The sequence below is a fragment of the Photobacterium minamisatsumaniensis genome (genome assembly GCF_050336695.1).
In the GTDB taxonomy this organism is placed as follows: domain Bacteria; phylum Pseudomonadota; class Gammaproteobacteria; order Enterobacterales; family Vibrionaceae; genus Photobacterium; species Photobacterium minamisatsumaniensis.
This window is the reverse complement of record NZ_JAKJSI010000032.1, coordinates 1-25250: the sequence shown is the minus strand read 5'-3', so window position 1 is coordinate 25250 and position 25250 is coordinate 1. Positions and strand designations below refer to the sequence as shown.

Below are 25250 nucleotides of genomic sequence, written 5' to 3'. Positions count from 1 at the left end.
GGAAAAAAACATTGGCTGCAAGCACTGATGTCGGTTTTTAAGCCAACAATGAAAAAGCCCCTCAAAGAGGGGCTTGAAAAGTACTCGGTGGGTAATTGATTAGTCTAGCTGTGGGCCTGCTGCAACAAGTCCAGCACCTTCGGTGGTGTCGGTGTACTTGTCGAAGTTATTGATGAAGCGCTCTGCCAGATCTATTGCCTTGCTTTCCCACTGTAGTGGATCAGTATACGTATCACGAGGGTCAAGAATTTCTGGGTCAACACCTGGTAGTGACGTTGGTACTTCAAGGTTAAAGATTGGGATATCTTTGGTTTCAGCCTTATCAATAGAACCATCTAATATAGCATCGATAATGCCACGGGTATCTTGAATTGAGATACGCTTACCTGAACCGTTCCAACCTGTATTTACCAAGTAAGCTTCTGCACCAGCAGCTTCCATACGCTTAACCAATACTTCAGCATATTTAGTTGGGTGTAGCGTTAGGAACGCATTACCGAAACATGCAGAGAATGTTGGTGTTGGTTCGGTTATACCACGCTCAGTGCCAGCTAGCTTCGCCGTGAAACCCGATAGGAAGTGATATTTGGTTTGCTCTGGTGTTAGCTTAGAAACCGGAGGAAGTACGCCGAAAGCATCGGCAGAAAGGAAGATCACCTTGTTCGCGTGACCGCCTTTTGATACTGGCTTAACAATGTTTTCGATATGGTAAATCGGGTAAGAAACACGGGTGTTTTCTGTTTTCGAGTTATCATCGAAATCAATTGCGCCATCCGAGCGAACCGTTACGTTTTCTAGTAGCGCATCACGGCGGATTGCGTTATAGATATCTGGCTCAGCTTCTTTCGAAAGGTTGATGGTTTTTGCGTAGCAACCACCTTCGAAGTTGAACACACCGTTGTCATCCCAACCGTGCTCATCATCACCAATCAGTGCGCGTTTTGGATCCGTCGAGAGGGTTGTTTTACCTGTGCCTGATAGGCCGAAGAACACAGCAACATCACCATCTTCACCCATATTGGCAGAGCAGTGCATTGAAGCTATGTCTTTAAGAGGCAAGAAGTAGTTCATCATTGCGAACATACCTTTCTTCATCTCGCCGCCATACCACGTACCGCCAATGAGTTGCATCTTCTCGGTAAGGTTGAATACCGTGAAGTTCTCAGAGTTCATGTCGTGCTCTTCCCATTTCTGGTTGGTGCACTTAGCGCCATTCATCACTACGAAGTCTGCTTCAAATGTTTCTAGCTCGTCTTCGGTTGGGCGAATGAACATGTTTTTCACAAAGTGTGCTTGCCATGCCACCTCAGTGATCACACGAATACAGAGTCGAGTATCTGGGTTGGCACCACAATAGCCATCAATCACAAACAGACGTTTGCCCGATAACTGGTTTGTTACAAGTCCTTTCAGATCGTTCCACGCTTCAATACCAATGCTCTTATTATCGTTTTTGCCTTGGTCTGCCCACCATAGGGTATCTTTGGTGGTGTCATCTTTAACGATGAACTTATCTTTTGGCGATCGACCCGTAAAGATACCAGTATCAACGGCAACAGAACCTAGCTCTGTTACGATACCACGCTCATATCCTTCTAGGCTTGGCTTGGTCTCTTCTTCGAACAGAACTTCGTAGCTAGGGTTGCGAACGACCTCTGTAACATTGTTGATACCGTATTGAGATAAATCTAAATCTTTTGCAACCTTTTTCTCGACGTTCATGACAGTCATAGGTGCTCCTTGGGTAAGATGTTGTTTAACTGTTGACCATGCTAGCAACCCTAAAGGGGTAATTCAGGGAGGTTTATCATAATTTAACCACTTAAACGTTAAGGTTTGGTAAAAGTTATAAATGGTTTGTGGGTTATGAGTTTATCGCGATGTAAACCACTTGCGCTAGGTCTCGAAATTAATATTTTTGCTGAAAAAAGCGATACTTAGCATGTTATTTGCTTACAGAAGGAGGGGCTTTTCCGTGCTTGAGGACAAAAAAAGCCGGACAATGTCCGGCTTCTGTAACTAACTTACGGGCTTAATAATAGCCAATAATTAATGCACTTGGTTGCTCGTGTCGTTCGCTGCATTTTCGAACAGAGCAGCAACATCAACGTTATCAAAGTCATAGTTTGTGCCGCAGTAGTCACAATGAAGAGAAACTTTGCCTTCCTCTGCAACAATACGCTCGACTTCACTGCGTTCGATTGAGCAAATGGCAGAAGCACTGCGCTCACGCGAACAACCACAGTGGAACTCTACTGCTTGTGGGTCAAACAGTTGCACGGTTTCTTGGTGGTAAAGGCGGTAAAGCACATCTTGTGCTTCTAAGCTAAATAACTCGTCATCTTTTACGGTTTCAGTCAGTTGCTCAAGGTGAGCGAAGTCATCTGCTGAGCCTTTGCCGTCAGGCAGTACCTGCAGTAGCATACCTGCAGCCTTGGCATTACCATCGAACTCGCCAGTACGTAACCAAATGCGGGTTTTTAGCTGCTCGGAGTTTTCGAAGTAACCCTCAAGGCAGCTTGCAAGGCTATCACCTTCTAGGCCAACAACGCCTTGGTAGCGTTCACCTTTATTTGGTGTGATGGTGATAACCATGTGGCCTTTACCCATAAGGTCATGGATTGAACCCGATGTCGGTACGTCACCATCCCAGCGTGCGACGCCGCGAAGTTTTTGATCGTGGTCACCGTTGATCACTGCAAGCTTTACTGGACCATCACCTTGTAGCTGAACCGTGATCGAACCTTCGAATTTCAATGTGGCAGTCAGCAGGCTAGTGGCTACCAGTAGCTCACCGAGTAGAGTTTGAACTGGTGCTGGGTATTCTTTGCTGGAAATGATCTGTTGGTAGGTTTCACCCAACTGAACTAATTCACCACGTACTGATACACCGTCGAACAGATAGCGGTATAAATTGTCTTTTGTCATTAGATTGTATTCTCCAGCAGGTATTTTAATTGCCAATTTCTGTCAATGTTCGCCATGCAGATGAAACTTAATGGCATGAGCGTGAACTAATACAGTTAATTGGAATTGCTTTTAAACTTAATTATATCGCGTCGTTGTTTTTTATCAGGACGCTTATCAGGACTTGGGTTGCCCAAAGCATGGAGCTTGCGCAGTTTTGCATGCTCTTCTCGTAGTTTAACACTGTCAGCGGTTTCGCTATAAAGCGTTTGCGCTTCTGGTGCGCCGCGACGAGTACCAGACAGTTGCTCGATCACCACGGTTTTTTCTTCATTACCTTGGCGAAGTCGAATTTCGGCACCGAGTTCGACTAATTTACTTGGTTTGGAGCGCTGGCCGTTATATTGCACTTTGCCCCCATCAACCATGTTGCGGGCAATTGAACGAGTTTTGTAAAAGCGTGCTGCCCATAACCATTTATCGAGACGGACCTGAAGGGTGTCAGAATCTGAAGCTTTCTGTCCCACGATCGGTTCCTTACCCCAAAAGGGCGCTAAAAATACCATATTGCTGACACCACGTCAGCAGGCGGTTGAGTGTAATAAATGGTGATATAGACTCGAGATTTCAACATCAAATCAGGAATAATTCGAACAAAATGTCTAGTCTATTGATAGTAGAAAAAAAATTTCCGTGATCTATCTGGGCATTATGTAATCATTTGTTTGATTATCAGTGATGATTCTACAATTGAACGGTATCCTGTACCGATCTGCCATTATGGCTTTAGTATTTACTTTTTAAGACAATGGATTTCTCATGGTTGCAGCAAATTGGTTAGGCACATTACAGTCGAAACAGTGGCTTTCCGTTGCTTCGTTAACCCGTACGCTGACGTGGTTACTGGTTGTCTTACTGGCATGGATAGCTGGGCGCTTAATCTGGGGGGTTATGCAGCCTGTCGTTGCCCCTGCAGAATGGCAAGCATCAGGCGTCACGGTTTCGGCGACAACATCGCAAAAAAGTGATGTGTCAGATGTATTAGCAATGAATTTATTTGGTCGCTACCAAGCGAATGCGCCGAAACAAGTCGAAATTAAGCAACCCGTACAGCAAGATGCGCCTCAAACTCGCTTAAGCTTAACCCTAGCCGGGGTGGTTGCCAGTTCTAACCCTGAGACGGCGTTAGCGGTAATAACTAACCGTGGTAAGCAAAATACCTATGGCTTAAATGAAGCGATTGATGGTACGCGTGCAACACTTCAGGCGGTATATCCTGACCGAGTGATTATTCGTAACAGTGGCCGTGACGAGACATTAATGCTTGATGGTCTTGATTTCAACAAGGCATCATCGCAGCCAGCTCGCCAGCCAGCCCCTCAAGCCCCAGCAGCTGAACCGTCCTCAGAACTTGGCCGGATTAAGCAAGAGATCTTAGACAAACCCCAAACCCTGTTTAGTTATATTCGTTTGTCACAAGTTAAACGCGACGGTGAATTAGTGGGTTATCGTGTTAACCCTGGCAAAGAACGGGCTTTATTTGATGCGGTAGGCTTACAGGCGAATGATTTGGCAGTGAGCTTAAATGGCAATGATCTTACCGACGCTACCGTCATGGCCAAACTATGGACAGAATTATCACAGGCTACCGATTTTACATTGACCGTTGAGCGAGACGATCAATTACATGATATTTATATTGAGCTGCAATAGTAGTTTGAAGTGAACATGCGATAACGCAGGAGTTTTTTGTGAAAAAGTGGATGGGTAAAAGTGCCCTCTGGTTACTCGGCAGCTTGATGTGCAGTTCTGCATTTGCAAGCGAGTTTAGTGCCAGTTTCAAAGGAACCGATATTCAAGAGTTTATCAATATTGTTGGACGTAATTTACAGAAAACAATCATTGTAGACCCTGCGGTACGCGGACAGGTAAATGTTCGCAGTTACGATCTTTTAAATGATGAGCAGTACTATCAGTTCTTCCTCAATGTACTCGAAGTTTATGGCTTCGCTGTGGTTGAAATGGAGAACGGCGTATTAAAAGTTGTTCGAGATAAAGATGCGAAAATTTCAGCCATCCCAGTGGTTGGCGATGAAGAAAGGGTAACGGGCGACCAAGTTGTGACCCGTGTTATTACCGTACGTAACGTTTCTGTCCGTGAACTGTCACCACTTCTACGCCAATTAAATGATAATGCGGGAGCGGGTAATGTTGTGCATTACGACCCTGCCAATATCATCATGATCACAGGCCGTGCCGCTACCGTAAATCGCCTCGCTGAAATCATTGAACGTGTCGACCGCGCCGGGGATAAAGAAATTGATGTGGTTGAATTGCAAAATGCCTCAGCCGCAGAAATGGTACGTATTGTTGATGCGTTGAATAAAACGGCTGATGCCAAATCAACCCCAAGTTTCCTGCAACCTAAATTAGTCGCTGATGATCGTACCAATGCTGTATTACTCTCGGGTGATCCGCAGGTGCGTAATCGCTTGAAGCGTTTGATCCGCCAGCTTGATAGGGAAATGGCGTCATCAGGTAATAACCGAGTGGTTTACCTAAAATATGCCAACGCCGAAGAAATGGTCGATGTACTAACCGGTGTATCAGACAATCTACAAGCGGAAAAGCAGGGTGGGGCAAAAGCAACAGCCAGCAGCAGTAATTCGACAGTGATGATTTCGGCTCACACCGATACCAATTCACTGATCCTGACTGCGCCGCCAGATATCATGCGGGCACTGGAAAACATCATTGCTCAGCTTGATATCCGTCGTGCTCAGGTCTTGATTGAAGCGATGATCGTTGAGTTAGCAGAAGGCGATGGGGTGAACTTCGGTGTCCAGTGGGGAACCACTGACGGTGGGGTGATCCAGTTTGGTAACTCTGGTGTACCTATTTCCCAATATGCGATTGGTTTGGAAGAATCTCAGTCAACGACACGAACAGAGAATTACGTTGATGCGAATGGTCAAGATCAGGTAAGAACGATTACCGAAGATGGTGATTTTAGTACGCTTGCTAGTGTATTAGGTGGTGTAAACGGTGCGGCGTTAGGCATAGTGATGGGTGACTGGACAATGCTGGTTAATGCCGTGGCATCGGACCGAAACTCGAATATCCTGTCATCACCAAGTATTACTGTCATGGATAACGGCGAAGCCTCGTTCATTGTTGGTGAAGAAGTACCAGTAGTCACCGGTTCGACATCGAGCTCAAGTAACGATAATCCATTCCAGACTGTTGAACGTAAGGAAGTGGGGATCAAGCTAAACGTGACACCGCAAATTAACGAAGGTGATTCTGTTCAGCTGAAAATCGAACAAGAAGTCTCGAACGTTCTTGGTGCCGATGGTGCTGTTGATGTGCGTTTCTCTAAACGTCAGCTAACCACATCGGTATTGGTACAAGATGGCCAGATGTTAGCGTTGGGCGGCTTGATCCAAGAGCAAACTAACGAGAGCGAACAGAAAATTCCAATTTTGGGTGATATTCCGGTGTTGGGGCATTTGTTTAAGTCGACCAATACGACGACAGCGAAAACCAACCTAATGGTATTCATTAAGCCGACTATCATTCGCGATGGTGTGACGGCTGATGGTATTACTCAACGTAAATATAATTACATTCGTGCCGAGCAGCTTTATAAAGCCGATCAAGGCCTTCGTTTGATGCCTGATGCAGAGTTGCCAGTGCTACCAAAATTTGGTGAAGATATTTCACTGCCACCGGAAGTACGTGCCTTTGTTGCTCAGTTGGAGAATCAGTAATGGATGCCGGTAACCTGCAAACGGTATGGCAGCCGCTGTACCGCTTGCCATTTTCATTTGCTAAACGTCACCGTGTGGTATTGGAAGCGGTAGAGCAGGAAACCACCCTGTTTTACAGTGGCACGTTATCGGCAGTGGTTTTGGCTGAAATTCGTCGGGTTGTTGGCCATGGTTTTGCCCCGTGCGAATTGGATGAAAAGGCCTTCGAGCTAAAGTTGACGGAAGCATATCAGCGAGACTCATCTGAGGCTCGCCAGCTGATGGAAGACTTAGGCTCTGATAGCGATGATTTCTTTTCATTAGCAGAAGAGCTACCGGAAACGGAAGACTTGCTGGAATCTGAAGATGATGCGCCAATCATTAAATTGATCAACGCCATGCTGGCAGAAGCGATCAAAGAAGCGGCATCAGATATCCATATCGAAACCTTTGAGAAAGTACTGTCAATCCGCTTTAGGGTGGATGGTGTGCTCCGTGAAGTATTGCAACCAAGCCGTAAGCTTGCTCCGTTGCTTGTTTCGCGTATTAAGGTCATGGCGCGACTTGATATTGCTGAAAAACGCGTACCACAAGATGGTCGTATTTCATTACGGATTGGTGGTCGTGCTGTCGATGTGCGGGTATCAACCATGCCATCATCACACGGTGAGCGAGTCGTACTGCGTTTGCTAGATAAAAATGCAACGCGGCTTGATCTGCACAGTCTTGGCATGACGGCAGAGAACCACCAGAGTTTCCGCCATATTATCGATCGTCCTCATGGGATCATCCTTGTTACCGGGCCAACCGGTTCGGGTAAGTCAACCACCCTATATGCAGGCTTACAAGAGCTTAATGGTAAAGAACGAAACATCTTAACCGTTGAAGATCCTATTGAGTTTGATATTGATGGTATTGGCCAAACACAAGTGAACAGTAAAGTCGATATGACGTTTGCTCGTGGCTTGCGTGCCATCCTCCGTCAGGATCCCGATGTGGTAATGGTTGGTGAGATCCGTGATTTAGAAACGGCCTCTATTGCCGTTCAGGCATCATTGACGGGTCACATGGTGATGTCGACATTGCACACCAATACGGCGGTGGGTGCGATCACTCGATTGCGTGATATGGGGATTGAACCATTCTTGGTTTCGTCTTCTTTGCTGGGGGTATTGGCCCAACGCTTGGTTCGTACGCTTTGTAAAAGTTGTCGTCAGCCTTATGAGGCTGATACAGAACAGAAAAAGCTATTTGATTTAACCGCTGATGATTCACTGACACTTTATCATGCTCATGGCTGTGAAAAGTGTAATAACAAAGGCTATCGTGGGCGGACTGGTATTCATGAATTGTTGCTGGTGGACGAGAACGTTCAAGAGCTGATCCACGGTGAGGCGGGTGAAATGGCCATTGAAAAAGCCATTAGATCGTATACGCCAAGCATTCGAGATGATGGTCTGGCCAAGGTCAAAGCGGGGATCACAACCCTTGAGGAAGTCATGCGAGTGACCAAAGAGGGATAAAAATGGCGGCATTTGAATACAAGGCTCTGGATGCCAAAGGGCGACAGAAAAAAGGTGTACAAGAAGGCGATACCGCGAGACAAGTACGCCAGCAACTTCGTGAGAAAGGCTTAATCCCTGTTGAAGTTGTTCAAACCCATGAGCGTGAAAAGAAAAAAGCCAGTGGCGGTTTTCATTTTCGCCGTGGGATCAGTACTAACGAGCTGTCATTGATCACCCGTCAATTGGCAACCTTAGTACAAGCGTCGATGCCGTTGGAAGAGTGTTTGAAAGCGGTGGCAGAGCAGAGTGAAAAACCGCGTTTGAAGAATATGTTATTGGCTGTTCGCTCACGCGTGGTTGAAGGATATACCCTGTCAGATAGTATGGCGGAGTATCCCCATATTTTTGATCAACTGTTCCGTGCTATGGTCGCTGCAGGCGAAAAGTCTGGGCACCTTGATACGGTATTGAATCGACTGGCCGATTACACTGAAAACCGCCAGAAGATGCGCAGTAAACTACAGCAAGCGATGATCTACCCAACCATGCTGACACTGATTGCGATTGCCGTCGTGGCATTCCTGCTCGCGACAGTGGTTCCTAAAATTGTCGATCAGTTTGTGCAAATGGGGCAGAAACTGCCGACCATTACCGAAATATTGCTTGCTGCCAGTAACTTTGTGCAGGACTGGGGGTTAGTGGTACTGATTGTCATTGCCGTGATTACCATTGGGTTAAAAACAGCATTGAAGCGGCCTGACTTCCGGTTTAAGTGGGATCGCTGGGTCATGAAATTACCGGTGATCGGTAAGGTTGCTCGTGGCCTGAATACTTCACGCTTTGCCCGTACGTTGTCAATCTGTACATCAAGTGCCATCCCGTTACTTGAAGGGATGAAAGTCGCCTCTGATGTAATGACCAATACTTGGGTTAATAAGCAAATCCGAGACGCGGCTGACAAAGTCAGGGAAGGTTCAAGCTTGCGGATTTCATTAGAGCAAACGAAACTGTTTCCCCCAATGATGCTGCATATGATCGCCAGTGGTGAGCGCAGTGGTGAGCTGGAGCAAATGCTAACCCGCGCGGCAGATAATCAAGACCGTGACTTTGAGTCACTGGTGAATATGGCTTTGGGGATTTTTGAACCCCTTTTGATCGTTGCGATGGCTGGCATCGTGATGTTCATTGTTATTGCTACTCTTATGCCGATCATTGCCCTGAATAACATGGTCGGTATGTAATTTTCCTTTGGAGGTTTTTTAATGCAACGCAAACAACGCGGCTTTACGCTACTAGAAGTTATGGTCGTGATCGTGATCCTTGGGGTACTGGCAAGCTTGGTTGTACCAAACTTGCTTGGTAACAAAGAGAAAGCTGATCAGCAAAAAGTGGTCACTGACATCAGTGCTCTTGAGCAGGCACTGGATATGTACAAACTGGATAACAGTGTTTATCCAAGCACCGATCAAGGCCTAGAAGCATTGGTGTCAAAGCCAACCTCTAGCCCTGAGCCTCGTAACTACCGTGATAATGGTTATATCCGTCGTTTGCCACAAGACCCTTGGGGCTACGATTACCAATATGTGATGCCTGGTGAACACGGCCCTGTTGATATCTTCAGCTTGGGTGCGGATGGCCAAGAAGGCGGTGAAGGTGTGAATACCGACATTGGTAACTGGAACATGCTGGATTTCTAAGCTCAGATGATACGTTGTAAACGCGCTGCAGGTTTTACCCTGATTGAAATACTTCTTGTACTGGTGCTACTTGCGACCAGTGCTGTTGCTGTTTTGGTTTCCTTACCTGAGGGTCAGGACAATAAAGTCAAAGAGCAAGCAGCGCGTTTTCATTACCTTGTCCAGTTATTGGGGGAGGATGCCTTATTAAATGGTATTGACTACGGCATTCGGGTTGAACGTAATCGCTATCAGTTTCTTCAGCTAACCAGTCAAGATTGGCAGCCCATGACGGAGTCTCGTTTTTTTACCGAAGTTGAAATGGATGAAGGCATTCGTTTGACCGTAGAAATCGGTGGCTATTCATGGGAAGACAAAGATCGCCTTTTTAATCCAGGCTCTTTGTTCAACGAAGACTTGTTTGCTGAGCAAACTGACAAAAATAAAATCAAACCACCACAAGTGGTGGTGATGGCAAGCGGTGAGTATACCCCGTTTTCTCTGGAGTTTGAGGTTGATGGTGAAAACCAGTTTTGGCGCGTGCAGGCTGATGAACTTGGCCAAGTGTTCCTGTTGCCTCCTGGAGAAACGATTAAAACGCTAGCCGAGAAGGCTCCATTTTGAGCATGATGTGGCGTCGTTACCGACGAACTAAGCAGGCTAAACCATCATATCAGCGTGGTATGACGTTGTTGGAAGTACTCGTCGCATTAGCGGTATTTGCAACTGCAGCGTTAGGGGTAATGAGGGCGGTTAGCCAGCATTTGAATACGCTGGGTTACCTAGAAGAAAAAACGTTTGCCGCGATGGTCGCAGATAATGAATTGGCCAAGGTACGCTTATCTGGCGAAATTCCCACCTCGGCTCGACGCGGTAAGTCAGAGCTGGCTGGACGTGAATGGTATTGGTCGATAAAAAGTACCAAAACGGCTGATGGGTATTTGCGTGCATTGGATGTCACCGTCGCAACAGATGAAGCCCGCAAGCAATCGGTAATAGTGTTAAGAACGTATGTTGAAAACTAATTCAAGCATCCCAGATCGATCTGTTGATTGCAGGCAGCAAGGCTTTACTCTACTTGAAGTATTGGTTGCGATTGCCGTGTTTGCGATGCTGAGCCTTTCTGCCTATCAAGTTTTGAATGGTGTCCAGCGCAGTGACAGCCAATCAAGAGAGCACAGTGAGCGCCTCAAAGAGATACAGCGTGCGATGGTCATGCTGGATAACGACTTTCGCCAGATCGTCGCCCGTAAAGTGCGTAATCAAGGAGAGGCGACCAGCGATAGGTTATTGCAAGCTGGCGAGTACTTTCTCGATTCATCCAGTAACGGTATTATTTTTACCCGTGCAGGATGGCAGAATCCGCAACAGATGTTTCCACGCAGTGAAAATGTCAGAGTTGGCTACCGTATCATTGAAGATACGCTAGAGCGTGTGTGGTTTCGTTACCCTGATACCGTTGTTGGCAGCGAACCGCTTATTCGTCAGGTTTTGTCGCAGGTGAGCGATTTATCATTTCAGTTTTACCACCAGAAAAAGTGGCAAGATCAATGGGATCAAAATGCAGCTTTACCAGAAGGGGTTAAGGTAACAATGACCCTCGAAGATTTTGGTGAAATTGAACGGGTATATATTTTACCGGCATCTGTCTTGACGGTGGTTGACGATGAATAGACCAAGCGGAATGAATCAGCAACGCGGGGTTGCTTTAATTGTCGTACTGCTTTTACTGTCGTTGATGACCTTACTTGCTGTTCAGATGAGTGAACGCTTACACCTTAATTTCTACCGTGTAGAAAATCAGCTCCAAAATCAGCAAGCTTTCTGGTTTGCACAGGGGATGGAAGAGTTAGGTAAAGTGGCTATTAAGCAAGGTATCGATGACAGTGACACGGTCAACCTCAGTCAAGCATGGGCCACGCAGGGTCAGCGTTACCCACTAGACGGTGGTGAAGCAATTGGTGGTATGGTCGATCGACAGGCCTGTTTTAACCTTAATGCGCTATCTGGTGTTAAGCCGTTAACCGATAGAACCAATAAACCCTATTTGATCAAAGTACTACAAGCCGTGATGGAAGAAGTGGGTGTTGAGAGCTATGCCGCTGAAGTAGTTGCTGACTCGAGTTGGGAATATGTTGATAGTGACGAAGCGGTAAATTCTTCGTTTGGGGCTGGTGATAGTACTTATGAAGGTTTTCGCCCTCCCTATTTGCCGCCGAACGACTGGATGGCTGATGTGAGTGAGCTAAGGGCTGTAAATGGTGTTTCAGCCGATATTTATAATCGCGTGAAGTTTTTAGTCTGCGCGATCCCGACCGATACGTTAGCCGTTAACGTCAATACACTTTACGATTATCAGGCGCCACTTTTGGTTGGGTTATTTACCCCTAGGCTCTCACTGTCAGATGCTCAACGTATTATTGCTGACCGGCCTTATGATGGTTGGGACAGCGTAGATGATTTTCTTGCGGAATCTGCTTTAGGCAGTGTTGATGCAGATATTAAAAAGCAAGCCAAGGAGTACTTGGCTGTAAGCAGTGATTATTTCCAATTAGATACTGAAATATTGGTGGACCGGTCAAGAATTCGGTTGGTCGCACTGCTTAAACGAGATGGTGAAAACAAGGTGACGGTTGTACGTCGCCGTTATGGAGGGATCAGTGAGCGAATTTCTGACAATAAGGCTCAGTAGCCGTGCCGAACAGCCGGTTCAATGGTTAGTCTGGTCACCACAGCAGCAAGAGGTGATTGCGTCAGGCCAGTTGGCATCGATTGCTCATCTTGACGATATTGCTGACTACGCCACTCAACGTGCTGTTTATGTTTTGGTTCCAACCTGTGATGTATTACTGACGGAGGTCGCGATTCCTGCTGGCAGCAGTCGCCAGCTTGCAACAGTATTGCCGTTCTTATTAGAAGAAGAGCTGGCACAGGATGTTGATGGTTTGCATGTGCACCTTTTACAAAAAGGTGATGACATGGCTCAAGTGGCTGTTGTCGAACATCGAAAGGTTGAGTTCTGGTTGTCCGCATTGGCTGATAGCGGCATTGAGGCTAAAAAGCTGTTACCAGACAGTTTGTGTTTGCCGTTATTTGATCATGGGTACACTGCCGCCGAGTTAGAGGGCCAATGGCTAGTCCGCCAAGCTGAGGCTCAGGGCGTATGTGCAGAACCTGAATGGTTGGAAACTTGGTTGTTAGCTCAGAAGGCACCGTTGCGTTTTAGTGCTGAAGAGAATGGTGATGAAGATAGCAATGATAGTGATGAAGACAGTATCGACGATGCGGTAACAGAGCAAGATACTGAGCAAAAAATTGTTATCCACCACTATACACCAGCGCCAGCCGGCGTCTCTGGCGTATGGCTGGCTGAAACACCAGAATTGGTCATGCAACTATTGGCTCAGGGTGCAGAAACGAGCAAAGCGAACCTATTATCCGGTGTATATAAACAGCAGCCAGCTTGGCGTAAATATCTTAAACCATGGCGTAAGGTCGCGATTGCTGCTGGATTGGTATTAACTGTGCTGATCACACAGCATGTTGTCTCAATACAGTCGATGGAAAAGCAGGCGCTAGCTTATAAGGCGGAAAGCGAGCGTATCTTTAGGCAAGTACTGCCACAGTTTCAGCGTATCCCTTCTCAGAGCTATTTGAAGCGTCAAGTAGAGAGTGAAATATCTCGTCTTGGCGGAACGAGCTCAAACGACAGTGTTTTACCGTGGTTGGCAGAGTTGCAACCATCCTTGGCCAAAGTATCGCAATTATCGGTTCAAAACCTCAGGTATGATCAAAATCGAGGTGAGATTCGCTTTCAGGCTGTAGCAGCAGATTTTCAGAATTTTGAACAGTTACGTACCTTGTTAGCCGAGCAGTTTGAAATAGATATGGGACAGCTAAACCGTGAAGGTAATCAAGTTACAGGTGCTGTTGTGCTAAGGAGAAAATCATGAAGGCTTGGTGGAAAGGCTTAAGCCAGCGTGAACAACGCCTTGTCTTAGGTGGCGGTATCGCGATGCTAATGGCGGTTTTATATTGGGGTATTTGGCAGCCTCTTGCCACTTCAGCTGAAAATGCCGAACGCCGCCTTCATAATGAACGGCAGCTACTAACGTGGGTTGGTGGAAAAGCCGATGAAATAGTGGCCTTACGTGGTGCTACGGGTTCAACAGGCTCTGTCAGTGATAAAGGTCTCAATCAAGTGGTTAATGAAACCACTCGTCAATTTCGCATTGAGCTGATCCGTATTCAACCTCGAGATGAAATGCTACAGGTTTGGGTTAAACCATTGCCGTTTACGACATTGGTAAATTGGCTGGCTTTCTTACGTGACGAGCATGGTATTGATGCTCAATTTTTAGATGTATCAAAAACCGATCGTGCTGGTGTTGTTGAAGTAAACCGCTTGCAGTTAGGGCGAGGGTAAACGTGAAATATAAGATATTGCTAGGCACATCTTTTTGTGCGGTTTTAGTGGCCAGTTTGGTGGCGCATATACCTGCGAGTTGGCTATGGCAGCAAGCCCCAAAGGTACAGGGGCTTGACGTCTCAGGGGTGTCAGGAACACCGTGGCAAGGGACAGCAAGCCAAGTGCGTTGGCAAGGTATGAACTTAGGTCGCCTACAGTGGGATATGAGAGTATTTTCATTGTTAACCGGGAAAGTAAAGCTGGATGTTCGCTTTGGCCAAGGAAGCGAAATGAACTTGGCGGGCCGAGGTATGGTTGGGTATGACTCATCGGGACCGGTCGCTGAAAATTTATTAGTCTCACTGCCGGCTCGGCAGGTAATGAATTATGTGCCGATGACCGTACCTGTAGCCATTACAGGTAACCTAGAGCTTACACTGCGTAACTATCAGTTTGCCGCGCCTTACTGTTCTGAACTTGATGGCGCATTAGCGTGGACATCTGGCGAAGTCTCATCACCGCTTGGTGCCATAAACCCAGGCCCAGTCATTGCCGATTTGAGCTGTGAGCAAGGTAGTGTTGTCGCTCAGCTTGAGCAAGCCTCTGCTGACGTGTCAAGTGAGTGGACCGCAACGCTGTCCCAAGGGAATGCCTATGCCTTAACGGGTTGGTTTAAACCGGGCGCTGAATTTCCACCGCAACTTGCAGCACAGCTTAAATGGCTAGGCAACCCTGATCCGAAAGGGCAGTACAAAATTAATAACAGCGGCAGCCTTTAGTTCGATATCGTTCTCGTCGCTTTACTACGTGAAGGCCAGACTTATTTTGTCGGGCTAACGTTTTATAGAAAAAAGGCTTTATTTCGATTACTCATTGCCATTTAATAGTCATAGTTGTTCCAATCGCTAGTCCTCATGGCAATTGGTAGTAAATACAGGAATTAGCATGGCTGCGAATCATAAAAAACCTGAAATTCTGGCAACGCATGTTGTTGCTCAGTCTCAGTTATTCCAAATTGAATCTCTAGAGCTTCGTTTCTCCAATGGGGTCGAACGAACCTATGAGCGAATGAAACCATCAGGTCGACATGCTGTGCTGGTTGTGCCCGTTACACAAGAGGGGGATTTACTCCTGATCCGTGAATATTCTGCCGGTACCGACCGTTACGAACTTGGATTCCCCAAAGGGCTTATTGATTTAGGTGAGTCGGCAGCAGAGGCTGCGAACCGTGAATTGAAAGAAGAAATTGGTTTTGGTGCTAACCAGTTGCAACCACTGAAAGAGGTGGTGCTTGCCCCGTCGTATTTCTCCAGCCGTATGACGCTGTTTTTGGCTCAAGACTTATACCCAGAATCTCTCGACGGTGATGAACCTGAGCCATTGGAAATTGTGCGCTGGCCATTGAATCAAGCTGAAGAATTACTTAATCATTTAGATTTTGCCGAGGCGAGGAGCATCACTGCCCTTTTCCTTGCCCTTAAACAGTTAGCTAAATAGGAGCGGAAATGGATTTATCGAACCTATTACCCCAAGTTATCGATATTGCCAGAGCATCAGGTCAGGTTATTTTAGATATTTATCAGCGTGGCCAATTTGAAAAGCAGCTGAAAAGTGACAATACCCCTGTTACGAGTGCAGACTTGGCCGCCCATAAGTTAGTGGTCGCAAAACTATCAGAGTTAACCCCAGACATCCCAGTGTTATCTGAAGAAGATGCTGTGGTGCCATTATCAGAGCGTGCTCAGTGGCAACGTTACTGGTTGGTTGACCCCTTGGATGGTACGCAGGAGTTCATTGCTGGGAGTGGTGATTTTGCGACAATTATTGCCTTAGTCGAGAATAACATGCCGGTCATGGGTGTTGTTTATGCGCCTGTTTCTGGTGTTGTTTATTATGCTTATAACGGAAAAGGGGCATGGAAAACGACACCTGAAGGTGAAACGGTGCGTATTTCTACCCATAAGTATGAATTGCCGACCCAGTCATTGGCTGTTGCGATAAGTCGTCGTCAAGACATTAGTATGATAACGAACCGACTAGATCCTGCATTGAATTATGATTTAGTCCCTCTGGGTTCGGCTGCATTGAAGTCATGCCTTGTCGCTGAGGGAGCTGTTGATTGCTATCTACGCCTCGGGCCAACTGGAGAGTGGGATACGGCCGCGACACAATGCATAGTTGAAGAAGCTGGTGGGCGGATTTTAAATACCCACCTAGCACCATTATCTTACAATGAGCGTGATACGTTGGAAAACCCGAACTTCATTACGTTAGGTGATGCAAACTTGCCTTGGGCATCTATTTTGACACCGGATAATCGATTACTCGAAACCGAGTGAGCGAGATCTGTACGATAAAAAACGGAGCTTATGCTCCGTTTTTTGTTTTATTGCTTTCTTAGGCGGTAGGGCGAAATCTAAAAGAGGCGGTTGAGCCCATTCAATGCAGCGACTCGGAATGCTTCCGCCATCGTTGGGTAGTTGAAGGTGGTATTAACGAAGTAATCGATATTATTCCCTTCACCTTTCTGTTCCATGATGGCTTGTCCAATATGAATAATCTCAGCTGCTCGCTCACCAAAACAGTGAATGCCTAAAATCTCTTTTGTTTCTCGGTGGAATAGCAGTTTTAAACTGCCTACTTCCGTGCCTGCGATCTGGGCTCGGGCAAGGTGCTTGAATTGTGAACGACCAACTTCATAGGGTACTCGTTCGGCGGTTAGCTCTTGCTCCGTTTTACCGACAGAGCTGATTTCTGGAATGGTATAGATCCCAGTAGGAATATTCTCAATAAGGCGGCCCAATGCTTCACCGTTGGCAATGGCTTGGGCGACAAAGCGGCCTTGATCGTAAGCTGCACTGGCAAGGCTAGGGTAGCCAATGACATCACCGACGGCATAAACATGTTCAACAGCTGTTCGGTAATTTTCATTTACCTGAAGTTGACCCCTCGAGTCAGGTTCAAGCCCCACTTTACTTAGGTTGAGTCGGTCGGTATTACCGGTTCTGCCGTTGGCATATAGCAGGCAATCGGCACGCATCTTTTTGCCGGACTGGAGGTGTAGGATCACCCCATCTTCAGTGCCTTCAATTTTGTCATAGGTCTCGCCATTGCGGATCATGACACCACTGTTCCAGAAGTGATAAGACAGCGAGTCTGAAATTTCATTATCGAGAAATTCGAGTAATCGATCACGGGTATTAATTAAGTCGACCTTGACCCCTAGCCCTCTAAAGATTGAGGCGTACTCACTGCCAATAACCCCTGCGCCATAAATAATGATGTGGCGAGGGTCATGCTTTAGTTGAAGTATTGAGTCACTGTCATAAACCCTGTCGTGGGTAAAGTCGACATTATTGGGTTGATAAGGGCGAGAGCCTGTCGCAATCACAAATTTATCTGCCGTGTAATGTTCACGGCTACCATCTGGTTTCTTTACACTGACGGTGTGTGAGCCGGTAAAGCTGGCCTCGCCAAAGATAATCGAACACTGGTTACGGTCATAAAACCCTTGGCGCATTCGAGTTTGTTTATTCACGACATCTTGCGCATGCCCCAGAATTTGACTGAAAGTACTATGGAGGCTGGAGTTATTTTTACAGTAAAGTGGGTTCTGGTTGTATTCGATGATCCGACTAACAGCATGACGTAAGGCTTTGGATGGAATGGTTCCCCAGTGTGTACATCCTCCCCCCACACTGTCTTCTCGTTCAATAATTGCCACATTGAAACCAGCTTTTGTTAGCCCCATGGCCGTCCCTTCACCGCCAGGTCCACTGCCGATAATAATCGCGTCGAAATGTTGATTGGCGGAATTTTTGCTTTTTGTCATGCTTGGCCTTTATTATCATTTTGGCAACATTGCGGTCTCGCCATTTTAACTTTTTCTAAAAGCAGGTAGAATCAATCTTCTATGATAGATAGGCAATGATCACGTTGTTCAGGTAATGATGTGTGAAAAATCGGATGTATGTAGTGATTTTTCCCTTATGCGTGAGTTTGTGAGCTAGCAGTAAATCTGGCCATTCGGTTTTGATTAAGTGTATGTCAGGAATTACTATGTTTTGATGACTATCAAAAAGCGCGTATAGTGGCAGTAACTTGGCGCAAGATAACTCAAAGAGAAGCAAGAAATTCATGGGTATTAGGGCTCAGCAGAAAGAGAAAACCCGCCGTTCATTGATTGATGCAGCATTTAATCAGCTGAGTGCAGAACGCAGCTTCTCGAATCTCAGTTTACGTGAAGTGGCGAGAGAAGCGGGTATTGCTCCAACGTCTTTTTATCGTCACTTTAAAGATATGGATGAGCTTGGGCTAACCATGGTTGATGAGGGGGGATTGATCCTTCGTCAATTGATGCGTCAGGCTCGTCAACGTATTGCTAAAGAAGGCAGCGTTATTCGCACATCGGTAGAAACCTTCATGGAGTTTATCGAAAGTAGCCCGAATGTTTTTCGCCTATTGTTGCGCGAGCGTTCAGGAACGTCTCCAGCTTTTAGGGCTGCAGTAGCTCGAGAGATCCAGCACTTTGTGGCGGAGCTTACCGAATATTTAGAAGCCAAGACTGGCGTAACACATGACGAAGCTTATACCCAAGCTGAAGCATCTGTCACCTTGGTGTTTAGTTCTGGCGCTGAAGCGCTGGATCTTGATAACCATGCTCGAGCAGAGCATGCGGAAAGATTGATTATGCAATTGAGAACGATTGCAAAAGGTGCCTACTGGTACCGCAAAGAGCGTGAGCGTCGTGAGCTCAGGCAAAAACTCTAACTTCATTTTTGTTGGTGAAAGGATATGAACAAAGATCAAATTAAAGCTGAACGCAAAACGTTAGTGATGTCACTACTTGCAGGTCTATGTGGTAATGCCACGTTGTCTGTACTGACCTCTGGTGCCGTATCATTTTCTATTTTTCCTGTAATTGCGTTTGCATTGGCAGTGTACTGCCTATACCAAGAATACCTAAATAAGCCAATGTCTGAAGGTACTCCGGCGATTGCCTTTGCCTGCTTCTTGGTTGGTGCGTTTGGTTATTCCGCTTTCTTACGTGCAATGGCACCTGAAATGGGTTCAAACTTTTTACCGTTAATGATCACCCTAGGTCTATTGTTCTGGGTGACATATAAAATGGGCTTTATGTCGACAAAGACAGAAGCATAAGTAATTTAGCTTAATATTAAAAAAGGCGCCTTCAGGCGCCTTTTTATTTTCTCAGTTAGTGAGCTTATTTGCGCTCTAGTAGTACACCTGCTTCCATATGATGGGTATATGGGAATTGGTCAAACAGTGCAAAGCGAGTAATACGGTGTGTTTCACACAGTATATTTAGGTTTTCTTGCAAAGTGTCTGGGTTGCAAGAAATATACATAATACGCTCATAGCCTTGTACCATACGGCAAGTGCCTTCATCCATCCCCGATCGAGGTGGATCAACAAAAATGGTGTTACAGTTGTAGCTCTTTAGATCGATGTTTTGGCTTTTCAATCGACGGAACTCACGTTTTCCTTCCATCGCATCCGTAAAATCTTCAGCCGACATACGGATGATCTGAACATTGTCGATGTTGTTGACTGCAATGTTGTATTGCGCGGAATCAACCGATGGTTTAGCCAGTTCCGTTGCTAGCACTTGCTCAAAGTTTTGTGCTAAAGCCAATGAAAAATTACCATTCCCACAATACAGTTCCAGCAGATCACCTTCACTTTCTTGGGTACAATCAACGGCCCATTCAAGCATTTTTTGCGCGACTTCACCGTTTGGTTGGGTAAAGCTATTTTCAACTTGCTTATACGTCAACGTTCGGTCGTTAACCTTTAGTTTTTCAATGACAAACTCTTGATCAAGTACAACTTTCTGCTTACGAGCTCGACCAATTAAATTAAGGTTGAAACCTTCATCATTTAGACGCTGTTTCAATGCTTTGGCTTCAACTTCCCACTCTTCATCAAGTTGGCGGTGATAAAGCATTGATACAAGAATTTCACCGCTTAAAGTCGATAAAAAATCAACTTGAAACAGTTTGTGGCGTAGCGCTTGTATAGGCTTAAGTGCATCAACCAGTAGTGGCATTAAATCATTAATTAGGCGACTGGCGGCAGGAAATTGATCGACACGGTATTTTTCACGCGTTTCTTGGTTGAACATGACGTAAAACAGATCTTCGCCTTCGTGCCACATGCGAAATTCTGCGCGCATACGGTAGTGTTCGGCTGGCGAGGAGAACACCTCAAGCTCTGGGGTTTCAAAATCTGCAAAGATATTTTGAATACGCGCTGCTTTTTCATCTAGCTGGTTTTGGTATTCAGCTGGATTAATCGCGGTGGATGCCATGTCGTTGCCTCAAACTGCTCAAAATAAGAGCGGAGATTTTATTGCATTGTTGACCGATGTCCAGTGCTAGCTCAGATAAAAATGGTGTTATTGGCTATATTTCACTATCAACCGTAAACGGAGGTAGACATTTGCTGTAATGATTATTAGCATCCTGAGTGCGCTGGTTAGCCTGATAGCAGGCAAAGGGAATACGGTGAAAGTCCGTAACTGACGCGCAGCGGTGATAGAGAACGAAAGCACATGGACGTAAGTTCCGAACACTGCTTCTACCTAATTGCGCAATGCAGTTGCTTGAAGTGGGAAGTTGTTGCCTAGGTGGTTACTCAACCTTGCTCTTAAGTCCGAAGACCGACCAGTGTACTGAGTAGGAAAAGCCTGCTTAGTAATAACGCGACTTAAGGTAATCCACATAATGAAAAAAACGCTTTTAGCAGTGGCGTTGGCGCAAGTGTGCCTGCCATCTATGGTCTCTGCAGAACAAACCTCGACAGACGAAGTCATGGTTGTAACCGCAAACCGTTTCGAACAGCCCATCAAAAATGTCATCGCTCCCGTATCGGTAGTAACAAAAGACGAAATTGATGCTATCCAAGCAAAATCCCTTGCTGAAGTATTACGCCGTTTACCAGGGGTGCAAGTTGTCTCTGCGGGTTATGGACAATCAACGGAAGTTTATGTACGCGGAACAACATCACGTCATTTACTGGTCATGATTAATGGCGTTCGTATTGGTAGCGCTACGTTAGGCAGTGCTGACTTTAGTCAAATTCCACTCACAGGCATTGAGAGAATTGAATTTATTCGTGGTTCTCGCGCTGCGCTCTATGGCTCTGATGCTGTTGGTGGTGTGCTGAATATCATTACTGAATACCAACCGGGTGAAAGTATCGCTGAAGTGTCGGCTGGTATCGGTAGTGATGGCTATTATCAATTGGGTGGCTCTCTCGCTGGTTCTATAGGCCAAAGCAGTTGGGGCAAATTGGCAATAAAGGGCGAAGAAGCTGATGGTTTTTCTGCTCGCAAAGAACCTTACGAACAAGATGACGATGGTTTTAAAAGTCGAAATGTTATTGCAGAGCTTGGTACCCAGATTAATGAAAACTGGAAGCTAAGTCTTCAAGGTTATTACCACGATGGTGAGACTGAATATGACGATGGTTACTTTGATTTTGTAACGGGTGATTTTATATCAACGCCAAATGCACAAAGTGAAAGTTCTCTTTACAATGTAGCAGCGAAAGCGAGTTATCTATCATCTGATTTTATAAGTGAATTCACTGTTGCTCAAAATCAAGATGAAGCACGTAACTTTAGTGATATAAGCCGCGGTAGTACCATCAAAACCAAGCGTGATGTAGTGAATTGGCAAAATCATTACCAGCTAAATAGCCAATTGGAATTTGGTGGTGGTTTGGAATGGAATCGAGATTCTGTTTCTAACACTGGTACAGCTTATGACAAAGATCAGCGTGATAATACAGCGGTATACCTAACGTCGATTTATCGAAATCAAGGATGGCAGCTCGAAGGTAGCGTACGTAGTGATGATAATGATAGCTATGGACGCAATAATACTTGGCAGGCAGCTGCAGCTTATACGTTTACATCTGATATTCAGCTGTCCGCTAATGTAGGAACGGCCTTCAAGGCCCCAACATTTAATGATTTATATTGGCCAAATGATGGTAACCCGGACTTAAAGCCTGAAGAATCGACAAATTATGAGGTTTCACTTTCTGGTGCACACCAACTTTTAGATTGGCGTATTACGGCTTATCAATCTGATATAGAACAGTTGATAGCGTGGGCTCCAGTCGATCCAAGCGATCCGTTTAGTCCTTGGAAACCGATGAATGTTAACGAAGCTGAAATTAAAGGTATTGAGTTAACCGCTGGGTTTAATACAGGTTCGCTTTACCACGACCTTAGCTATGATTATTTAGACGCTCAAGATACCGATCTTGATAAAGAATTGATCCGCCGTTCAAAGCACAGTGCTAAATGGAATATTTCGTACCTGCTCGATCAATGGCAATTTGATGTCAGTGCACTGTATCGCGGTAAGAGCTACGACGATGCAATGAATACTAAAGAACTTGATGCGTATACACTGGTTGATGTTGCCGCAAGTTACTACATGACAGATAGTCTGATATTACGGGGGCGTGTCGCTAACTTGTTCGATGAAGACTATGTAGCGAAAGAGACATATAACGTCCAAGAACGCAGTTACTACGCGACAGTAACCTATCAATTCTAAGAATGTTCAAAGCCACCTGCTGGTGGCTTTTTTCATGGAAGTATCTAATTATGAAGCCAATCAAAACCATTGTAAGCTGGTCATCAGGTAAAGATTCCACATTGACTTTAATTCGTCTGCTTAATGACCCAAGTTATGACGTTGTTGGTTTATATACAACTTACCTTGATGATGAAGTACCGTTCCAAGCAACACCGATGAGTATAGTGAGGGAGCAAGCCCGTTTGGCTGCTTTACCATTAATTGAAATCCCATTACCTGAGGTTTTTCCTGCTAATGACATATATCAGTCGTTAGTCATTGATGGGATCAGAGGAAGTGGGCTCGAAGTTGAAGCTGTCGCTTTCGGTGACATGTTTTGTAATGGTATAGCAGAGTATCGTCGTAGCTATATAGAGCCTGCGGGTTGGCAATGCGTTTTCCCATTAATGGGTCAAGAAAGCCACTTGCTAGCACAAGAGATCCTCGATTGTGGGATTAAAACGATGGTTGTCACTGTAGACACTAACCAACTAGATGGTAAGTATTGTGGGATGTGGTACAGCGGCGAATTTATTGAAAGTCTACCTGAGAGTGTTGATCCATGCGGCGAAGAGGGTGAGTTTCATACGTTAGTCGTTAAAGCGCCTTGTTTCAACGATGAACTTGTCATTGAACCTCTCACTATTGAACGAAAAAGCCGGTTTCATCATCAGCGTTATCAATTAGCAGAGAAATAACGACGAGATACTTTTCGATTTCCCTATATTCGCAGTATTATGAGCTCTATCTTGCAATGAAGGTGTAATAGACAGTGAAGCGGGTACTTATCTTTGACTCTGGTGTTGGTGGGTTATCAATCTATCAAGAAATTTATAGTCAGTTACCGCAAGTCCAATATGTCTACGCATTTGATGACGCGGCTTTTCCTTATGGTGAATTATCAGAGCAGGAGCTTATTAGTCGCACGGTACATATCGTTACGCTTTTAACCGAGCGTCATCAAATAGACCTTGTCGTTATTGCTTGTAATACGGCAAGTACCATTGTGTTACCTACCTTGAGACACTCACTTTCAATCCCGGTTGTGGGTGTCGTACCTGCGATTAAGCCTGCGGCGCTGAATAGCCAACGAAAAGTGATTGGCTTATTAGCGACACCAGCAACTGTTAAACGGCAGTATATAGATACTTTAATTAGTCAGTTCGCGAGCGACTGTGAAGTACTACGTATTGGCTCTACGCGTCTAGTGGAAATTGCAGAAGAAAAGCTTCGAGGGCTACCAGTTTCTACTTTAGAGCTTAAGGACATTTTGTCACCCTGGAAAGACCAAGTTGATAACATCATTTTAGGCTGCACCCACTTTCCGTTAATTAAAAAAGAAATATTGGTGGCGTTAGGGGGAGGGGTCGATGTCGTTGATTCAGGTAAAGCAGTAGCTAATCGAGTGAAAGCGCTGCTAGGTAATATTGAAGATTGCCATGTTCCAATTGTAAACCTTACATACAACAGTGCCGCAGTTGAGTGTTCTGCGGCACTGAATGTAAGCTTTGCAAAATTAAAGCTGAATACTATTCAGTCTCTTCATTTTCCCCGTTCTTAGGTTCATTTGCTTCACGGACTTTAAGTGTTCGTTGGCCATATTCTTTATTGTTTAACTGATCAATCGCATGCTCCGCATCTTTACTATTGATCACAACAAAACCAAAGCCTCGTCTTTTCCCAGTACGTTTATCTTTCATTAAGCGCACTGCGAACACTTCACCGTATTCTGCGAATAACGTTTTTACTTCACTTTCATTAGCACGGTAGGGCAAGTTACCAACATACAGGGTTTTACTGCTTTGAGAGTTATCTGCTTGTGTGTCTTTAGGCTGAGAAGAAAGGAATAGTGGAAGTGCGATACCTGCACAGACGGCACCAAGGGCAAAAGCAATGCCAGATAGAAGAGAGAAGAAGCTAAAAAGGATGCCTCCAACTACGGCAACAGCGAGAATCGGTATTAAGTTTTGATTGGATAATTTCATATAAAGGCTACATCGTCATAAAAAGTAAAAAAGAAGGCGTTATAGGTTATTTTAACAACAAAGTCACATTGATATTACTTTCATTGACTTGGAATTACTAGTAAGTGAATGTGACGATCCTCTAATGTTTAATTTAGAGGCGTTAATCTCACATTAGTTGAAATAATCATCAGGTGATAATTTTTTCTAAAAAAAGGCTTGTCAGGCGGGCTGAACTCTCTATAATGCCGCCTCACTGACACGGAGAACGGCAACTTAAGCCGCTAACCAATCAGTTTGTTCTTTAACAATTTGACCATGCAATCTGTGTGGGCACTCGTGAAAAAGTTAAGTCAAAAGATTTATCAATGAACTGAGTGACCAATACAAGGTAACGCTATCTCTTGTAGATAACGAAGCTTTGGC

The 25250-nt window shown here is 45.4% G+C and carries 25 protein-coding genes and 1 riboswitch; of the genes, 19 read left to right on the top strand and 6 right to left on the bottom strand.

Annotated features, from left to right (window positions below):
- Positions 1–99: 99 nt before the first annotated feature.
- From pckA to hslR, 3 genes are all read right to left on the bottom strand, one after another.
- Positions 100–1731, bottom strand: a complete 1632-nt coding sequence (gene pckA / locus L4D78_RS17450) for a phosphoenolpyruvate carboxykinase (ATP) (protein ID WP_428468125.1) — start codon at positions 1729–1731, stop codon at positions 100–102.
- Positions 1732–2049: 318 nt separating this feature from the next.
- The gene (gene hslO, locus L4D78_RS17445; RefSeq protein ID WP_428468124.1) at positions 2050–2928 is read right to left on the bottom strand and encodes an Hsp33 family molecular chaperone HslO; all 879 of its coding nucleotides are present in this window, start codon (positions 2926–2928) and stop codon (positions 2050–2052) included.
- Between the two features lie 95 nt (positions 2929–3023).
- Complete coding sequence (hslR, locus tag L4D78_RS17440; RefSeq protein ID WP_428457738.1) at positions 3024–3434, bottom strand: ribosome-associated heat shock protein Hsp15; 411 nt, start codon at positions 3432–3434, stop codon at positions 3024–3026.
- A gap of 292 nt (positions 3435–3726) precedes the next feature.
- Between hslR and gspC the strand changes: the two genes are divergently transcribed.
- From gspC to cysQ, 14 genes are all read left to right on the top strand, one after another.
- The gene (gene gspC, locus L4D78_RS17435; protein ID WP_428468123.1) at positions 3727–4620 is read left to right on the top strand and encodes a type II secretion system protein GspC; all 894 of its coding nucleotides are present in this window, start codon (positions 3727–3729) and stop codon (positions 4618–4620) included.
- Between the two features lie 38 nt (positions 4621–4658).
- On the top strand, positions 4659–6677 hold the full coding sequence (gene gspD / locus L4D78_RS17430; RefSeq protein WP_428468122.1) for a type II secretion system secretin GspD: 2019 nt from the start codon (positions 4659–4661) through the stop codon (positions 6675–6677).
- Complete coding sequence (gene gspE, locus L4D78_RS17425; RefSeq protein WP_428468121.1) at positions 6677–8179, top strand: type II secretion system ATPase GspE; 1503 nt, start codon at positions 6677–6679, stop codon at positions 8177–8179. Before gspD ends, gspE begins: the two co-directional genes overlap by 1 nt.
- A gap of 2 nt (positions 8180–8181) precedes the next feature.
- Entirely contained in the window at positions 8182–9402 is a 1221-nt protein-coding gene (gspF, locus tag L4D78_RS17420; RefSeq protein WP_428468120.1) for a type II secretion system inner membrane protein GspF, read from the top strand.
- Between the two features lie 21 nt (positions 9403–9423).
- Positions 9424–9858, top strand: coding sequence for a type II secretion system major pseudopilin GspG (gspG, locus tag L4D78_RS17415; protein WP_428457733.1), 435 nt, complete (start codon positions 9424–9426; stop codon positions 9856–9858).
- A 6-nt stretch (positions 9859–9864) separates the two neighbouring features.
- On the top strand, positions 9865–10461 hold the full coding sequence (gene gspH, locus L4D78_RS17410) for a type II secretion system minor pseudopilin GspH (RefSeq protein WP_428468119.1): 597 nt from the start codon (positions 9865–9867) through the stop codon (positions 10459–10461).
- A 2-nt stretch (positions 10462–10463) separates the two neighbouring features.
- Positions 10464–10862, top strand: coding sequence for a type II secretion system minor pseudopilin GspI (gene gspI / locus L4D78_RS17405; RefSeq protein WP_428468184.1), 399 nt, complete (start codon positions 10464–10466; stop codon positions 10860–10862).
- Entirely contained in the window at positions 10849–11511 is a 663-nt protein-coding gene (gspJ, locus tag L4D78_RS17400) for a type II secretion system minor pseudopilin GspJ (protein ID WP_428468118.1), read from the top strand. The genes gspI and gspJ overlap by 14 nt, the downstream gene beginning before the upstream one ends.
- Positions 11504–12529: a type II secretion system minor pseudopilin GspK gene (gspK, locus tag L4D78_RS17395; RefSeq protein WP_428468117.1), complete on the top strand. Its 1026-nt coding sequence runs from the start codon at positions 11504–11506 to the stop codon at positions 12527–12529. Before gspJ ends, gspK begins: the two co-directional genes overlap by 8 nt.
- Entirely contained in the window at positions 12498–13790 is a 1293-nt protein-coding gene (gene gspL / locus L4D78_RS17390) for a type II secretion system protein GspL (RefSeq protein ID WP_428468116.1), read from the top strand. The genes gspK and gspL overlap by 32 nt, the downstream gene beginning before the upstream one ends.
- Positions 13787–14263, top strand: a complete 477-nt coding sequence (locus L4D78_RS17385) for a type II secretion system protein M (protein ID WP_428457728.1) — start codon at positions 13787–13789, stop codon at positions 14261–14263. Before gspL ends, L4D78_RS17385 begins: the two co-directional genes overlap by 4 nt.
- 2 nt (positions 14264–14265) lie before the next feature.
- Positions 14266–15024, top strand: coding sequence for a type II secretion system protein N (locus L4D78_RS17380; protein ID WP_428468115.1), 759 nt, complete (start codon positions 14266–14268; stop codon positions 15022–15024).
- 166 nt (positions 15025–15190) lie between these two features.
- Positions 15191–15742 (top strand): ADP compounds hydrolase NudE, encoded by a 552-nt coding sequence (gene nudE / locus L4D78_RS17375; RefSeq protein WP_428457726.1) that lies wholly within the window; start codon positions 15191–15193, stop codon positions 15740–15742.
- A gap of 8 nt (positions 15743–15750) precedes the next feature.
- Positions 15751–16584: a 3'(2'),5'-bisphosphate nucleotidase CysQ gene (gene cysQ / locus L4D78_RS17370; protein WP_428468114.1), complete on the top strand. Its 834-nt coding sequence runs from the start codon at positions 15751–15753 to the stop codon at positions 16582–16584.
- 77 nt (positions 16585–16661) lie between these two features.
- On the opposite strand, the gene sthA is transcribed toward cysQ, so the two are convergent.
- Complete coding sequence (sthA, locus tag L4D78_RS17365) at positions 16662–18077, bottom strand: Si-specific NAD(P)(+) transhydrogenase (protein ID WP_428468113.1); 1416 nt, start codon at positions 18075–18077, stop codon at positions 16662–16664.
- A 305-nt stretch (positions 18078–18382) separates the two neighbouring features.
- Here sthA and fabR point away from each other — a divergent pair, with 305 nt between their 5' ends.
- Both fabR and L4D78_RS17355 read left to right on the top strand, forming a co-directional pair.
- Positions 18383–19015, top strand: a complete 633-nt coding sequence (fabR, locus tag L4D78_RS17360) for an HTH-type transcriptional repressor FabR (RefSeq protein ID WP_428468112.1) — start codon at positions 18383–18385, stop codon at positions 19013–19015.
- 24 nt (positions 19016–19039) lie between these two features.
- The gene (locus tag L4D78_RS17355; RefSeq protein ID WP_428468111.1) at positions 19040–19405 is read left to right on the top strand and encodes a YijD family membrane protein; all 366 of its coding nucleotides are present in this window, start codon (positions 19040–19042) and stop codon (positions 19403–19405) included.
- 64 nt (positions 19406–19469) lie between these two features.
- On the opposite strand, the gene trmA is transcribed toward L4D78_RS17355, so the two are convergent.
- Complete coding sequence (gene trmA, locus L4D78_RS17350) at positions 19470–20576, bottom strand: tRNA (uridine(54)-C5)-methyltransferase TrmA (RefSeq protein ID WP_428468110.1); 1107 nt, start codon at positions 20574–20576, stop codon at positions 19470–19472.
- A gap of 147 nt (positions 20577–20723) precedes the next feature.
- A riboswitch (cobalamin riboswitch) is annotated at positions 20724–20950 on the top strand.
- A 41-nt stretch (positions 20951–20991) separates the two neighbouring features.
- Here trmA and L4D78_RS17345 point away from each other — a divergent pair.
- The 3 genes from L4D78_RS17345 to murI all read left to right on the top strand — a co-directional run bounded on the left by L4D78_RS17345 (position 20992) and on the right by murI (position 24421).
- Positions 20992–22839, top strand: a complete 1848-nt coding sequence (locus L4D78_RS17345) for a TonB-dependent receptor domain-containing protein (protein ID WP_428468109.1) — start codon at positions 20992–20994, stop codon at positions 22837–22839.
- 50 nt (positions 22840–22889) lie between these two features.
- On the top strand, positions 22890–23558 hold the full coding sequence (locus L4D78_RS17340) for a Dph6-related ATP pyrophosphatase (protein ID WP_428468108.1): 669 nt from the start codon (positions 22890–22892) through the stop codon (positions 23556–23558).
- Between the two features lie 74 nt (positions 23559–23632).
- Entirely contained in the window at positions 23633–24421 is a 789-nt protein-coding gene (gene murI, locus L4D78_RS17335; protein ID WP_428468107.1) for a glutamate racemase, read from the top strand.
- On the opposite strand, the gene L4D78_RS17330 is transcribed toward murI, so the two are convergent.
- Positions 24390–24845, bottom strand: a complete 456-nt coding sequence (locus L4D78_RS17330; protein WP_428468106.1) for an RNA recognition motif domain-containing protein — start codon at positions 24843–24845, stop codon at positions 24390–24392. The two genes, murI and L4D78_RS17330, sit on opposite strands and share 32 nt — an antisense overlap.
- Between the last annotated feature and the right edge of the window lie 405 nt (positions 24846–25250).

Bases quoted from the DNA above. Each gene is read 5' to 3' on its own strand.
- pckA (WP_428468125.1), bottom strand. From the start codon at position 1,731: ATGACTGTCATGAACGTCGAGAAAAAGGTTGCAAAAGATTTAGATTTA.
- hslO (WP_428468124.1), bottom strand. From the start codon at position 2,928: ATGACAAAAGACAATTTATACCGCTATCTGTTCGACGGTGTATCAGTA.
- gspC (WP_428468123.1), top strand. From the start codon at position 3,727: ATGGTTGCAGCAAATTGGTTAGGCACATTACAGTCGAAACAGTGGCTT.
- gspE (WP_428468121.1), top strand. From the start codon at position 6,677: ATGGATGCCGGTAACCTGCAAACGGTATGGCAGCCGCTGTACCGCTTG.
- gspF (WP_428468120.1), top strand. From the start codon at position 8,182: ATGGCGGCATTTGAATACAAGGCTCTGGATGCCAAAGGGCGACAGAAA.
- gspG (WP_428457733.1), top strand. From the start codon at position 9,424: ATGCAACGCAAACAACGCGGCTTTACGCTACTAGAAGTTATGGTCGTG.
- gspH (WP_428468119.1), top strand. From the start codon at position 9,865: ATGATACGTTGTAAACGCGCTGCAGGTTTTACCCTGATTGAAATACTT.
- gspI (WP_428468184.1), top strand. From the start codon at position 10,464: ATGATGTGGCGTCGTTACCGACGAACTAAGCAGGCTAAACCATCATAT.
- gspJ (WP_428468118.1), top strand. From the start codon at position 10,849: ATGTTGAAAACTAATTCAAGCATCCCAGATCGATCTGTTGATTGCAGG.
- gspK (WP_428468117.1), top strand. From the start codon at position 11,504: ATGAATAGACCAAGCGGAATGAATCAGCAACGCGGGGTTGCTTTAATT.
- L4D78_RS17385 (WP_428457728.1), top strand. From the start codon at position 13,787: ATGAAGGCTTGGTGGAAAGGCTTAAGCCAGCGTGAACAACGCCTTGTC.
- nudE (WP_428457726.1), top strand. From the start codon at position 15,191: ATGGCTGCGAATCATAAAAAACCTGAAATTCTGGCAACGCATGTTGTT.
- cysQ (WP_428468114.1), top strand. From the start codon at position 15,751: ATGGATTTATCGAACCTATTACCCCAAGTTATCGATATTGCCAGAGCA.
- sthA (WP_428468113.1), bottom strand. From the start codon at position 18,077: ATGACAAAAAGCAAAAATTCCGCCAATCAACATTTCGACGCGATTATT.
- fabR (WP_428468112.1), top strand. From the start codon at position 18,383: ATGGGTATTAGGGCTCAGCAGAAAGAGAAAACCCGCCGTTCATTGATT.
- L4D78_RS17355 (WP_428468111.1), top strand. From the start codon at position 19,040: ATGAACAAAGATCAAATTAAAGCTGAACGCAAAACGTTAGTGATGTCA.
- trmA (WP_428468110.1), bottom strand. From the start codon at position 20,576: ATGGCATCCACCGCGATTAATCCAGCTGAATACCAAAACCAGCTAGAT.
- L4D78_RS17345 (WP_428468109.1), top strand. From the start codon at position 20,992: ATGAAAAAAACGCTTTTAGCAGTGGCGTTGGCGCAAGTGTGCCTGCCA.
- L4D78_RS17340 (WP_428468108.1), top strand. From the start codon at position 22,890: ATGAAGCCAATCAAAACCATTGTAAGCTGGTCATCAGGTAAAGATTCC.
- L4D78_RS17330 (WP_428468106.1), bottom strand. From the start codon at position 24,845: ATGAAATTATCCAATCAAAACTTAATACCGATTCTCGCTGTTGCCGTA.